At 42.5% G+C, this 12,933-nt stretch carries 12 protein-coding genes and 1 riboswitch; of the genes, 7 read left to right on the forward strand and 5 right to left on the reverse strand.

Annotated features, from left to right (window positions below):
• The 5 genes from GT575_RS14665 to GT575_RS14685 all read left to right on the forward strand — a co-directional run.
• Positions 1 to 711: hypothetical protein (locus tag GT575_RS14665; protein WP_204987955.1), on the forward strand; the 711-nt coding region annotated here is incomplete at its 5' end.
• Between the two features lie 10 nt (positions 712 to 721).
• Positions 722 to 1,141 carry a hypothetical protein gene (locus GT575_RS14670; protein ID WP_055223661.1) on the forward strand — a complete coding sequence of 140 codons (420 nt, stop codon included), beginning with the start codon at positions 722 to 724 and terminating at the stop codon, positions 1,139 to 1,141.
• Positions 1,142 to 1,724: 583 nt separating this feature from the next.
• A complete protein-coding gene (locus GT575_RS14675; RefSeq protein ID WP_015533321.1) occupies positions 1,725 to 2,933 on the forward strand; it encodes an ATP-binding protein in 1,209 nt (402 codons plus the stop codon).
• Positions 2,934 to 3,092: 159 nt separating this feature from the next.
• Positions 3,093 to 3,632 carry a hypothetical protein gene (locus GT575_RS14680; protein ID WP_015533320.1) on the forward strand — a complete coding sequence of 180 codons (540 nt, stop codon included), beginning with the start codon at positions 3,093 to 3,095 and terminating at the stop codon, positions 3,630 to 3,632.
• Between the two features lie 551 nt (positions 3,633 to 4,183).
• Positions 4,184 to 5,482 carry a CAP domain-containing protein gene (locus GT575_RS14685; protein WP_055223663.1) on the forward strand — a complete coding sequence of 433 codons (1,299 nt, stop codon included), beginning with the start codon at positions 4,184 to 4,186 and terminating at the stop codon, positions 5,480 to 5,482.
• A gap of 56 nt (positions 5,483 to 5,538) precedes the next feature.
• On the opposite strand, the gene GT575_RS14690 is transcribed toward GT575_RS14685, so the two are convergent.
• The 5 genes from GT575_RS14690 to thiS all read right to left on the reverse strand — a co-directional run bounded on the left by GT575_RS14690 (position 5,539) and on the right by thiS (position 9,018).
• Complete coding sequence (locus GT575_RS14690) at positions 5,539 to 5,988, reverse strand: PadR family transcriptional regulator (RefSeq protein WP_015533318.1); 450 nt, start codon at positions 5,986 to 5,988, stop codon at positions 5,539 to 5,541.
• Between the two features lie 121 nt (positions 5,989 to 6,109).
• Entirely contained in the window at positions 6,110 to 6,757 is a 648-nt protein-coding gene (thiE, locus tag GT575_RS14695) for a thiamine phosphate synthase (protein WP_015533317.1), read from the reverse strand.
• 22 nt (positions 6,758 to 6,779) lie between these two features.
• Positions 6,780 to 8,033: a 2-iminoacetate synthase ThiH gene (gene thiH / locus GT575_RS14700; protein WP_055143820.1), complete on the reverse strand. Its 1,254-nt coding sequence runs from the start codon at positions 8,031 to 8,033 to the stop codon at positions 6,780 to 6,782.
• A gap of 14 nt (positions 8,034 to 8,047) precedes the next feature.
• Positions 8,048 to 8,818, reverse strand: coding sequence for a thiazole synthase (locus GT575_RS14705; RefSeq protein WP_161172293.1), 771 nt, complete (start codon positions 8,816 to 8,818; stop codon positions 8,048 to 8,050).
• The gene (gene thiS / locus GT575_RS14710) at positions 8,818 to 9,018 is read right to left on the reverse strand and encodes a sulfur carrier protein ThiS (protein ID WP_015533314.1); all 201 of its coding nucleotides are present in this window, start codon (positions 9,016 to 9,018) and stop codon (positions 8,818 to 8,820) included. The genes GT575_RS14705 and thiS overlap by 1 nt, the downstream gene beginning before the upstream one ends.
• Positions 9,019 to 9,100: 82 nt before the next feature.
• A riboswitch (TPP riboswitch) is annotated at positions 9,101 to 9,206 on the reverse strand.
• Between the two features lie 254 nt (positions 9,207 to 9,460).
• Between thiS and GT575_RS14715 the strand changes: the two genes are divergently transcribed.
• Both GT575_RS14715 and putP read left to right on the forward strand, forming a co-directional pair.
• Positions 9,461 to 10,786 (forward strand): phenylacetate--CoA ligase family protein, encoded by a 1,326-nt coding sequence (locus GT575_RS14715; protein WP_015533313.1) that lies wholly within the window; start codon positions 9,461 to 9,463, stop codon positions 10,784 to 10,786.
• Between the two features lie 403 nt (positions 10,787 to 11,189).
• A complete protein-coding gene (gene putP / locus GT575_RS14720; protein WP_015533312.1) occupies positions 11,190 to 12,671 on the forward strand; it encodes a sodium/proline symporter PutP in 1,482 nt (493 codons plus the stop codon).
• The last annotated feature ends 262 nt before the right edge of the window (positions 12,672 to 12,933 follow it).

Raw genomic sequence — 12,933 nt, forward strand, 5'->3', positions numbered from 1 at the left:
GCCAAGACCTGGGCAGAGTGTGCAATAACATCATTTGTTTTGCGGTCAGTTTTTGAGGGTGGAAAGTCATCGTCAAAAGCAGATGGAAAGAATAGGGGTATGTCTACTAGCAAAGGACGGGTGGAGTCTGAAAGAAGTATTACTTGTGAGGGTGGAAGTACAACAATAGACGATGTTACAGGAATGGATTGGTATAATTATTATAGGGATACATATGGGAAAGAAAATGTGTGTTGGGAAAGTTGTAATCCATCAGAAGTAGCGTCCGCTTGGCAAGGTAGTTATCCCTATACTGGTGTGGATGCCTATACGAATATAACATTACATGATGGTGATATAATCTATATGGGCGAACCATTCCCAACGGGGTATTCTACAACATCAGAAGTAGCGCAGACTATAGGCAATGATGCTCAAAAGGTCTTTGGAGGATTGCAAGTAAAACCATATTATGAAAAAGGAATGGCTTATGCAGAATACAGAAGTAAGTTAACTCCTTACAAAGTTCATGGAGAACTAAATGTGGCAGATGGAGTCGCTTTGAATAATCCGCAATTTGGTCAAGGAGGATTAACGCAAAGATTTGACCCTAATTTTGATTTTAATTGTGCTAATGGAGTACTGGAAAAATTAGATAATCAAACGATTAGTTTAACAAATACTAAAATATCACTAGAGGAATATTTCGGTATGATGAATGAAATTAAGTAGGAGAAATGCTATGAAAAATGGGAAAATTAAATTGGGAAGATATATTATTGAACCAAAGACGAGTATTGATATATTAAATGCAGATGAATTCAATGTAATAAAATTTAATACTGGAAAAGTATATATATCCAAGGAGCCAATGGAATTAAATAAAGAAAAGTTCTGGACTACTATTTTTTGTGATAATAAGATAATATCAAAAGTTGAATTAAGTAATGCTGAAGAGAAGTACAAAATGAATTATCAAACAATGAATGATAATATTCTGAAAGAATTAAGAAAACATAATAATGATTTTTTGAAAAATGAATTAGGAATTCCAAGTAATGAAAGTATTACAGGAATAGAATATGATTATGCATGGGGAAAAATATTTTCATATTATGATAATAAATCATCGGAGACAGGCATTGTGATTGTTTATATTTAATTATGGTTATACTTTAAGACTTCCTTAGAAGTAAAATCTAATAAATCCAACTACCTCCATAACCATTGCCGAAGGCAAAACTTTTCGGTGACCGATTACTATGAATCGAGTCAGAATTCCGTAGAGGAATTCATAGGTTAAAGCGAAATCAGAGTAGTGCAGTCTTTTTGAACTCATAGTAATTCACTCCTAAAGGTTATTCAGAGTGAATTCAACCGGAATCAATCACAGTTAGAGCAAACGGCTCCAACTACAAATACAGCTGATTCGGAGAGATACTCACTCCTGAAGTGATTATCTAATGAAATGTTGGTGGCGACAAACCGTGCGATTATACATCGCTTACGTTTTCTGGAATTGTATCTGGAAATATTGAATATAATAATGGTATCCAAGAAAAAACAATAAAAGAATAGTTTTTGGAATGAAATCCAATAACTATTGAAAATAAACAAGTTTTTGGATATAATGAATACAGCAAATAAAAAATAAATTAGTCATCGAAAATAGATTCATAAGAAAGAAGGTAAATCCTCTCCTCATCATAGGACTCGGATTTTGTTTCGCAAAACAGGAGGATTATATGAATAAGATAATACTTAGAGACGAGTATCTTCAAACTTTGAAGGAATTTAAAGATAAAGACATTATAAAGATTGTAACAGGTATCAGACGATGTGGCAAATCCACGCTTATGCAGATATTTCAGGGCTATCTGAAAGAATCTGGGGTACAAGCAGACCATATCATTGCTATTAATTTTGAAGACTATGATTATGAAGATTTGAAGCAGCCAAGAGAATTATATAAATACATCAAGGATAGGCTTGTAGATGATGATATGCACTATGTGTTCTTTGATGAAATACAGAATGTGGAAGATTTTCCAAAGGTTGTGGACAGTTTGAATTTAAAGCCAAATGTAGATTTGTATCTGACAGGCTCGAATGCCTATATGCTATCTTCTGAGATTGCAACATTTCTTTCCGGAAGATATGTGGAGGTCAAGATGTTGCCCCTTTCCTTTAAAGAATATGTGAAGGCAACGGGAGATGAAAAAGAACTTTCGCTAAAGTATCAGAAATATTTGAAATTCAGTTCATTTCCATATGCTATGATGTTGGATGAGAAGGAAGAAGTAATTAATCAGTATCTTGAGAGTATCTATAGCACTGTGATGTTAAAGGACATTATTTCAAGAAAGAAGATTACCGATGTGATGATGCTTGAAAGTGTGATACGATTTATGTTTGATAATATTGGTAATCTTACATCGACAAAGAAAATCAGTGACACTATGACATCTGACGGAAGAAAAGTGGATGTAAAAACTGTTGAGAAATACATTACAGCGCTGGAAGAATCATTTGTAGTTTATCAGGCAAAACGATACGATGTGAAGGGTAAGAATTATTTGAAAACTCTTGATAAATATTATGTGGTTGACATTGGACTTCGTTATATGTTACTTGGTTCTAGAAATGCAGACACTGGTCATATTCTGGAAAATATAATCTATCTTGAGCTTATTAGACGAGGATATAAGGTCTATGTCGGCAAGGTGGAATCAGAGGAAGTGGATTTTGTTGCCATGAACAGTAAGGGAATTATTTACTATCAGGTGGCTGCTACGGTCAGAGAGGAATCAACACTTTTAAGAGAGCTAAGACCATTGCAGAAAATTACAGACCATTATCCAAAGTATATCATAACACTGGATGAAGACCCTGATGCTGATTACGATGGTATCAGGAGAATTAATGCGCTGCAGTTCTTACTTGGTGAGGAATAAGATTGAGGGATGAAATACCAAAATCCCACCCAATTTCATAGTAAAGACCTGAATCCGTGAAGTTGATTTGTTTTCGAATTTAGGAAGTGATATAAAACGAGAAGATTATGTCCATATTGTTGATGAATATTGGGTAGATTAGCGAAAAGAGTATGAAAAATGGATGTGCGTGTTAATAAAAATGATAAAATGGTGGAATGGGATGTGGGAGGCAAAACCATCTCGATTTATAACGAATATACCTTATATGCATTTAAGCATGGAAAAGGTATGCTAATGATTAAGGAAAAATATGAAACATCAGATAGTGGATTTAGTGCATATAATGAAGAGGGAAATTTAGTATTTTCGTATAGGAGTTTAGGAAATCATCTTAATTATAGGAATAAGGATATTTCTGTAATCAATGGTGCAATAATATCAGCTGATTATGAAGAAGAGAAAAGAAAATTAATAATTATAAAGGAGTTTAATGAAATAAGGTCACTTTTAATATATGATGATAATGCAGACTTTTTATCAGAGATAAATTGTCCAAAAGGTTATATATTTGTTTCGTTGAAAAATTGTGCTGGTCATATCATGGTAGTAGCACAAGGAATAAATGATTTGACTAGGGATTCATTTGGAAGAAACGATTGGAATTTTGAAATTAATTTTGAAAATTTTTACGTTGAAAGAAAATCTATCACACAGTAATTGATTAGAAAATGGTACCAGAAGGCAAAACTTCATATTAAGTTCCAATTGACCGATATAAACGCACTTTTTGTAACAAGAAAATTTGTTATGAAAGACTAACTGTCTTTACCAAAAACTTTCGACTTGCCCTTACGAAGTAATAGGCAATAGCGAAAGTTTTTATAAAGACAGTTCCATAGCAAAATTTTGGGGATGGGTGCACTTAAGGACAGTCAAAATCAAAACCTCATATTTAGTTCCCAAATGCTGAAATCAACAAAAAATGCGACATTATTATTGATGATTATGAAGAAGAGGTTCTTGAATTAGATAAAATACCAATGGCATTAGAGGTAGTAAATCAGTTTATAAAGAGTAACTCAAATAAAGAACTTGGTAAATTGAAAACAATGTTGGATTGTGTTATAGGCGAAAACATAATGCCTGAGTACATAGATTAATGCGATATACTGTATTGTTTAGCAAATAGGCATGCAATAAATCACATAGTGAGTTATAATGAAATCAACAGGCTGATACATATTATAAGAGGAGGACAAATTTAAACTATGGGAGTACAAAAGAAGAAGTTGTTACACCGGATAATGGCTCTGGCGATCGCAGTTGCGGTTGGATTGTCAGTGATCGTGCCGGGAGGAACAAGTGCTGAAGCGGCGACAATACCTGCGGATGTGACAAAACCATCTGCCAATTGCGTGTTTATAGCAATGAAGGGCAAGTATGTGTCGGAGGCTTCGGCTGCAGTGAAGAGGATCAATCAGATCCGTTATGAAGCATGTAAGCAGGGCGTTAAGATTGATGGACGGAAATTGACGCTTGACGACTATGTGCCGATCAAGTGGTCGGCAGGACTTGAGAAGATAGCAAGGATCAGAGCTGCGGAGGCGAGTGTTACAATGTATCACTCAAGACTTAACGGAAAGTCTGTATTTGATTTCAAATATCCGGGAAATGGCTGGCCGACTTCCGAGGTGCTTGCGTGGAACTGGTCAGAGAGCATGCTCATGGGCATTGAGCAGTGGTACAGCGAGAAGGATGCCTATGTGAAGGGAACTCCTGGAGCGGTGACCGGACATTACACATCCATGATAAATCCTGCAAACAGGTATGTGGGTGTTGGTACATTTATAAATAAGAATGCATCTTATCCGAATACGACTGCAGCCCAGTTCATGGGAAGCGGCAGTCAGGCTGAGACTATGGCTAAGTCCACTGGTGAGAGCGATGTTACGGTGGAGGTGCAGAAGGACAATATCACATCGGTTAAGATGACCGGAAATAAGAGCGTGCAGGAGGGACAGAAGGTAACTCTCACACTCAAGGCAGTCCTTGGACAGTATGGAAGTACATCGTATAAGGTGCTTGCGGGAGCTAAGTGGAAAACATCGAATTCCGCTATTGCAAAGGTGTCACCTACAGGAGTGGTAACAGGTCTCAGAAAGGGAACTGTGAAGATCACAGCCACTGTTGGATCACGTTCAGCATCATATACGGTAACAGTAACAGGAAAATGTGCGCATGTATATTCCGGCAAGGTAGTAAAAACAGCAACTACCAGAAGCGATGGCAAGGTGTTACATACATGCAGAAAATGCGGCCAGAAGAAGTATATCGTTGTCAAGAAGATAAAGAGTGTTACATTATCACAGACGAGATATAAGTATGATGGTAAGACAAAGACACCTAAGGTGACTGTGAAGGACAGCAATGGTAAGATAATATCATCAAAATACTACAAGGTGACATATCCTAAGGCGAGAAAGAAAGCCGGAACATATACGGTGAAGATAAAGTTTTCCGGAAGGTATAAGGGTACAGTTTCAAAGAAGTACAGAATAGTAAAATAAAAAAATACCGTTGTTCATAAAAAATATGGACAACGGTATTTTTAATCTGAAAGAAATTATTTCTTCTCAGGCTCTGGAGTATAGTCAAGTATGGATGAAATAGCCTTGTGAACCTTTGTATACTCAGTTATAAGAATATGCATACGCTGGAATCCAGGCTGCTCCAGATGATAATATACTCTGGTCATTCTCTTTCCAACCTGCTCTTTGTGATCGGAGATGAAACCGTATTCAATCAATTTGTACAGTGCAGGATAGAGAGAACCGATAGGAATCTTTATCACGCCGTCTGACAGTGAGTCCATGAGCTGTGACAGCTCGTAGCCGTAATAATCTTTCTGGCTGAGCAGATAGAGTACGAGCAGCTCCACGGAACCTCTGATGAAGTTCGGCTTTGCAACGACTCTTGCATGTACAGCCTCAACTGCTGCTTCCTTTGCGGTATCATTACTTTGATCCTGAACCATAATACTGTTGGAATATATGCTGTTTAATACGTTTTCCATTAAAACCACCTCATACAAAAAAATAGTTACACTTTGTATTGATTGTAATTGCAAAATCATTTAATTGCAACCTTTCTTTTCATTAAAATGAAAATAAGTTGCGTATTTTTGCAATTTTTGCTTATTTGAGAGAGATTTTTGACTGTAACTGCCTGGATAATGCCAATAGACGGCTGGCAGCATCCTTTGGATTGTCAGCTTTCATTATGGCGGACACCACACAGATGCCGGCGATAGGTATGCCCGAGAGGACATCCAGGTTGGTCGGATTGAGTCCTCCGATGGCATTTACCGGGATGGGAACTGCCTTGCAAATGTCTCTCAGTGTATCCGTGGATGTGAGCACTGTCTTGACCTTGGTGGTGGTTGGGTAGATGGCTCCAACTCCCAGATAATCAGCTCCCTGTTCATACGCCTCCACGGCCTGAGGAACAGTCTTGGTGGTTGCACCCACGATGCGGTCGGACCCCATGAGTTTTCTGGCAATGGAGACAGGCATGTCGGTCTGTCCCACATGGACACCCTCGGAGTCCGCCGCCAGAGCCACATCTACCCGGTCATCTATGATGAGTGGCACGTTGTAGCGGCGCGCAATTGAGTGCACCTTGTCCGCAAGATGTATGTACTCACGGGTAGTTCTTTCCTTTTCTCTAAGCTGCATGAGTGTCGCACCGCCGTCCAGAGCACACTCCACTCTGTACAGAAATTCCTCCTCGGACAACCCTGTGCTGTCCGTTATAAAATATAAAGTAGGATCAAATGTATACATTTCAAAGTCCTTTCTAAAATTGTTACACATACAGATAGTCATTGAGTACGGGCTGCAGCCCCTCGCCCTCTATGTCTGAATACATATGCTCAAGACTTCTGTTGTCGTTGATCTCGAACTGCTCGTCGCCCTGCTCACTGCAGGAAGTCTTGCCGCTGTACTTGCTCTCGTGATCGCCGATTCCGGTTGACACGCCCGCCGATACCTTGGTCGCTGCGATCTTCACTATGCCGTTCCTGAAGTCTGCACTCTCTCTTGAAGATACCGTTATTCCGGCAAATGGCAGGAATATCCTGTATGCGCACAGTATCTGGCAGAGCTGCTTCTCGTGCACGTCCAGGGGGTTGATCTGATCGTTGTTGATGATCGGTCTCAGTCTTGGACAGGAGAGTGACATCTCTGCGTGTGGGTATTTCCTCTGGAGAAAATACGCGTGAAGGGCTGTTGCCAGTGCATCCTTGCGGAAGTCGGAGAGCCCTAACAGTGCTGAGAATGCAACGCCCCGCATTCCGCCCATGAGGGCGCGCTCCTGCGAGTCGAAACGGTATGGCCATACTCTCTTGTGACCCATCAGGTGAAGGGTCTCGTATTTGTCTGCGTCGTAGGTCTCCTGGAACACTGTCACATAGTCCGCACCGCACTCATGGAGGTAGCGGTACTCATCGGTGTTCACCGGATATATTTCAAGGCCTACCATGCGGAAGTATTTCCTTGCAAGCTTGCATGCCTCGCCGATATACGTTACGTCACTCTGGCTGCGGCTCTCGCCGGTCAGTATAAGGATCTCTTCCATGCCGCTGTCGGCGATGACCTTCATTTCCTTCTCGATCTGCTCTGCTGAGAGTTTCATTCTGTTGATGTGATTGTAGCAGTTGAAGCCGCAGTATACGCAGTAGTTCTCACAGTAGTTGGCTATGTAGAGCGGCGTGAACATGTAGACCGTGTTGCCGAAGTGCCTGCTTGTTTCGCGGCTTGCGCGCTGCGCCATCATCTCAAGAAATGGTTCGGCGGCGGGGGAGAGCAGAGCCTTGAAGTCCTCTATGCTGCACGTCTCGTGTTCAAGGGCAGCCATGACGTCTCTGCCTGTGTAACTGCTGTAGTCGTAGCTGTTCATGTGCTCCATGACCTTGCTGCGGATGTCAGATTCAATAACCTCCATGCCCGGAAGGTATTCCATATGGCTTTTCCTTGACGATGGATCTGTCTCCAGCCGGTGCTTGATCTCCAGCGCTTCCGGCGAAAGATATTCCGAGTCTATCAGAAAGTGGTTTTCCATCTGAGTGCACCCCCTTAGTCATGCAGGAATCCGGTCAGTGGATCTGAAGCGGATGCCCCTCTGGTGAGAACTCTTCCAAGACCTGCCAGATAAGCCTTTCGGCCTGAATTTATCGCGTCCTTGAATGCCGATGCCATGAGTGGCAGATTTCCGGCTGTGGCGAGAGCAGTGTTTGCCATGATGGCGGCAGCGCCCATCTCCATGGCTTCACATGCCTGGGATGGCCTTCCGATACCGGCGTCAACTATGATCGGAAGTTCGATCTCGTCGATGAGGATCTGGATGAAGTCTTTGGTAGCTAGTCCTTTGTTGGAACCTATAGGTGATGCCAGTGGCATGACCGCTGCGGCTCCTGCATTTACCAGATCACGGGCGGCATTCAGGTCCGGGTACATGTAAGGCAGTACCACAAATCCTTCATTTGCCAGTGTCTCGGTTGCCTTTATCGTTTCCTGGTTGTCGGGAAGGAGATATTTGCTGTCGCGCATGATCTCCACCTTGACGAAGTCTCCACAGCCCAGAGCCCTCGCAAGCCTTGCTATGCGCACGGCCTCCTCGGCGTTCCTTGCGCCGCTTGTATTTGGCAGGAGAGTAACTCCCTCCGGGATGAAATCGAGAATATTTTCCTCTTCCTTTGTATTTGCACGGCGGACGGCCAGAGTGATGATCTCTGCTCCTGCGTCTTTTATGGCTGATTCGATCAGCTTCATGGAATACTTTCCTGAACCCAGAATAAATCTTGAATTGAATTCATGTCCTCCGATTATCAGCTTGTCTTCTTTCATTATAATGCTCCTCCTCCCATGAAACTCACGACCTCCACACAGTCGCCGTCGTTAAATGTAATGTCTGCGTATGTCTCTCTCGGTATGATCTCCTCGTTGATCTCAACAACTATGCGCACCGGTTTGTAGCCGGATTCTTCAAGAAATGCCGCCAGATTCTGCCCGGCAACGTCGAGATCTTTTCCGTTCACTGTTACCATAGCCCTTTCCTCCAAAGTCTTTTATCTGCACAAAAAAAGAGTTACCGATCTGGTAACCCCAATAAAGTCTGCACTTTAACAAACGTCTGCTATCAGGCTTCCCTACGTTGGCATTATCCAAATCAGGTTTCCGGTCGAAGGTCACACCTTCCTCTCAGCCTGTACTACAAGCTCCCGCGTCCTCTTTTTGTTGTCAGATAATAATATACGACCTGAAAACCCGGAATGCAAGAGTAATCTATCAGGCAAATATGCCATTTGACCGCAAATATTCGAAGCTCTTTCAAAAATATACGGAAAATGTACTGCGATTGATGGCTTTTCCTTGACACAGCCCACATATGTATGTACAATTTAGTTGTTTGGCGCGCTAAAGTGTCATACAAAATCAGCAGGTTGCACAAATGCTGATTTGAGTTATCTTATGGAGGACAGTGAAGTTATGAGACAGAAGAAGATTCATTACATCTATAATAAAGAGATGGAGTGTATGGATCCTGAGGAGAGAAGAAAGCTTCAGGGGGAGAGACTTAGAAAGACAGTAGAACTTGAATATGCAAATGTACCGGCATACAGAGCCAGAATGGACGAGGCGGGAGTAAAGCCGGAGGATATAAACAGCATAGACGATATTGTCAAGCTGCCATTTATGCAGAAGACAGATCTCAGGGATAACTTCCCATTTGGACTGTTTGCAGCAGACAGGAAGGACATCATCAGAATCCAGGGTTCATCAGGAACCACAGGTAAGCCTGTTGTAGCTGGCTACACCCAGAACGATATAGATGTGTGGACGGAGATGGTAGCCAGAGCTATCAAGTGCGCTGGTGGCGGAGAGGATGATGTCATCCAGATAGCTTATGGTTATGGATTGTTCACAGGTGGACTTGGAGCACATCAGGGCGCGACTAAGGTTGGTGCCATGGTAGTTCCGATGTCATCAGGCAACACACAGAGACAGATCATGATGATGAAAGAGCTCGGCGCAACCATGCTTTGCTGTACACCTTCATATGCTACATACCTCGCAGAGACCATCAGGGAGATGGGCATCGATCCATCAGAACTGAAGATCAAGTCAGGCTACTTCGGAGCAGAACCTTGGACAGAGGAGATGAGACAGCACCTTGAGGAGCTTCTTGACTTCGATGCATTTGATATATATGGACTAACAGAGATCGGTGGACCTGGTGTTGCATTTGAGTGCTTTGAGAAGAACGGAATGCACATCAACGAGGATCATGTTCTTGCAGAGATCATTGATCCGGTCACAGAGGAGCCGCTTCCAGACGGAGTTCCTGGAGAGCTTGTGTTTACAACCCTTACCAAGACAGGTACACCTATGATCAGATACAGGACACACGATATATGTACACTTACACACGGCACATGTGCATGTGGAAGAACAACAGTCAAGATGAGCCGTATCACAGGCCGTACAGACGACATGCTTGTAATCCGTGGTGTAAATGTATTCCCTAGTCAGATAGAGTCAGTCCTTCTCGGCGTGGAGGAGGCTTCAGCTCATTATATGATCGTGGTTGATCGTGTGAATTCACAGGATAAGCTGACAGTTCAGGTAGAGCTCAAGGAAGATGTGGATATGGGCGATGCTGCAAAGCTTGCGGCTATTGCATCCCGCATCAAGACAGATATCAAGCAGACACTGCTTATCAGCGCAAAGGTTGAACTGGTTCCACCTAAGACCATTCCACGTTCAGAGGGCAAGGCAAAGAGAATCACAGATAACAGACATATCGGATTCTAATCGGTAAGATTGAGTAGTCAGACGAATCACAGGACTGAAATGTTTGAGAGCGGAAGACTATAGAGAGAATAAAACAGCCGGCTTAATGGCGAGCTTTCCGGGATCGAGACCGGGCATGCCGCTGTGAGCCGGCTGTTTTATCAGGCAGTGATCAGGCAGGAGTCAGGCGGGGGGCAGGCAGGAATCTTGGGAGACTTGCGGCGGCAGACATCAGCTGTGAGGCCTGCCGCCGGGAAACTGGCAAAACAGATAAAATCGCCAAATGCTGAAAAACCTTGCATTTTGGTATGTTTCCGTGTAGAATTTGCTTTGTTATGTGCGCTGACAGTGAGATACTGCACTGCAGTGGTAAAGTTGGTGCGGAGCAGATAAATTATAATTATTATGGAAGGTGGATTAACTAATGAATGTTTACGAGATGATTGCGTTTATAGCGTATTTTGTCCTGGTAATCGGTGTAGGAATTTATTTCTTCTTCAAATCCAAGGGGAATGCCGGCGAGAAGGATTATTTTCTTGGAGGAAGAGATATGAATGGTCTGGTGGCTGCACTCAGCGCCGGAGCATCTGATATGAGTGCGTGGGTTCTCATGGGACTGCCCGGAGCATTCTATGCGACAGGACTCAGCAACATGTGGATATCAGTTGGTCTGTTCATCGGAACAGCATGTGCCTGGATATTCATAGCACCGAGACTCAGAAGATTCTCGATAGCGTACAACGATTCGATCACTATACCTCAGTATTTGACAAATCGTTTTCAGTCAGACAATAAGCTGCTTCTCATAATATGTGCAGTTATATTTGTGGTTGCATATTGTATATACGCTGCGTCAAGTATATCGGCCTGCGGTACTCTGTTCAACACTGTTATGGGCATCGATAGGAATACAGCCATGATCGGCGCTGCAGTCATCATCATCGTGTACACATTCCTTGGTGGTTTTAATGCAGTGTGCTGGACGGATTTCTTCCAGGGACTTCTGATGCTTGCAGCTCTCATGATCGCACCTATCATTGCGGTCATCACCATGCAGGGCGCTGGCTTTATAGCACCTGATGTTGTCATTCCAGACAATTATTACAATGCCCTTATAAGTGGTTCATTTGACAAGACCAGTGTGATCAATATCATATCAGGACTTGCATGGGGACTTGGATATATGGGTATGCCACATATTCTTATAAGATATATTTCGATCAAGTCAGAGAAGGAGATGAAGAAGTCCAGAATAGTCGGTACTTGCTGGACGGGAATCATCCTCGTTATGGCATCCGTAGTTGGTATGGTCGGCCTTAAGTATCTTGGCGGTGGACTTACAGATAACTCACAGGTATTCATCAGACTTGTAAGAGGCGTGTTCCCTGCGCTTGTAGCTGGTATACTTCTCTCAGCTATCCTTGCAGCGTCCATGAGTACAGCTGATTCACAGCTCCTTGCTTCATCATCAGCATTTTCGTCTGATGTGTACAAGCCTATATTCAGAAAGAGTGCATCCGACAAGGAGATGCTCTGGGCAGGAAGAATTGTGGTCATCATCATCTCAGTTGTGGCACTTGCCATAGCGATGAATCCAGACTGCGAGGGTATCATGGCACTCGTGTCAAATGCATGGGGCGCATTCGGATCGGCATTTGGACCGGTCATCGTTCTGTCACTGTACTGGAAGCGACTGAATTACAATGGAGCACTTGCTTCTATCATAGTCGGATTTGCTGTTGACATGCTCTGGTACAAGTTCCTTGCAACACCAACAGGACTTTATGAGATCGTTCCTGGATTTGCAGCAGCGTTCATTACAGCTATCGTCGTATCACTTCTCACAAAGAAGCCTGACGACAAGGTTGTTGAGATATTCGAGAAGGCTAAGCTTCCTACGGAGTAATTTGCAGTGTAGAGTTATAAAGCTGGGATCTTTTGGTGGCGGATGAGTTCGTCTGCACACAAAATTATCTCTAAATCAAAATAAAAGGCTGAAAAGATACAAAATCTGAAGAAATTGTATCTTTTCAGCCTTTTTTGCTAAATAAGAGATAATTTTGTGCGCAAAAAAAGAACCACCTGAATTGCTGATATGATACCTCTTAAGTAGACAAGGCAAATAACCAAAATCTACTTAGGAGGTTTTTTATGTCTAAATCATCATA

The organism is Coprococcus sp. BIOML-A2, assembly GCF_009875795.1.
In the GTDB taxonomy this organism is placed as follows: Bacteria; Bacillota; Clostridia; order Lachnospirales; family Lachnospiraceae; genus Coprococcus; species Coprococcus aceti.

Bases quoted from the DNA above. Each gene is read 5' to 3' on its own strand.
- thiH (WP_055143820.1), bottom strand. From the start codon at position 8,033: ATGGAAAACCACTTTCTGATAGACTCGGAATATCTTTCGCCGGAAGCG.
- GT575_RS14690 (WP_015533318.1), bottom strand. From the start codon at position 5,988: ATGGAAAACGTATTAAACAGCATATATTCCAACAGTATTATGGTTCAG.
- GT575_RS14675 (WP_015533321.1), top strand. From the start codon at position 1,725: ATGAATAAGATAATACTTAGAGACGAGTATCTTCAAACTTTGAAGGAA.
- putP (WP_015533312.1), top strand. From the start codon at position 11,190: ATGAATGTTTACGAGATGATTGCGTTTATAGCGTATTTTGTCCTGGTA.
- GT575_RS14685 (WP_055223663.1), top strand. From the start codon at position 4,184: ATGGGAGTACAAAAGAAGAAGTTGTTACACCGGATAATGGCTCTGGCG.
- GT575_RS14715 (WP_015533313.1), top strand. From the start codon at position 9,461: ATGAGACAGAAGAAGATTCATTACATCTATAATAAAGAGATGGAGTGT.
- thiS (WP_015533314.1), bottom strand. From the start codon at position 9,018: ATGGTAACAGTGAACGGAAAAGATCTCGACGTTGCCGGGCAGAATCTG.
- GT575_RS14680 (WP_015533320.1), top strand. From the start codon at position 3,093: ATGGATGTGCGTGTTAATAAAAATGATAAAATGGTGGAATGGGATGTG.
- thiE (WP_015533317.1), bottom strand. From the start codon at position 6,757: ATGTATACATTTGATCCTACTTTATATTTTATAACGGACAGCACAGGG.
- GT575_RS14705 (WP_161172293.1), bottom strand. From the start codon at position 8,818: ATGAAAGAAGACAAGCTGATAATCGGAGGACATGAATTCAATTCAAGA.
- GT575_RS14670 (WP_055223661.1), top strand. From the start codon at position 722: ATGAAAAATGGGAAAATTAAATTGGGAAGATATATTATTGAACCAAAG.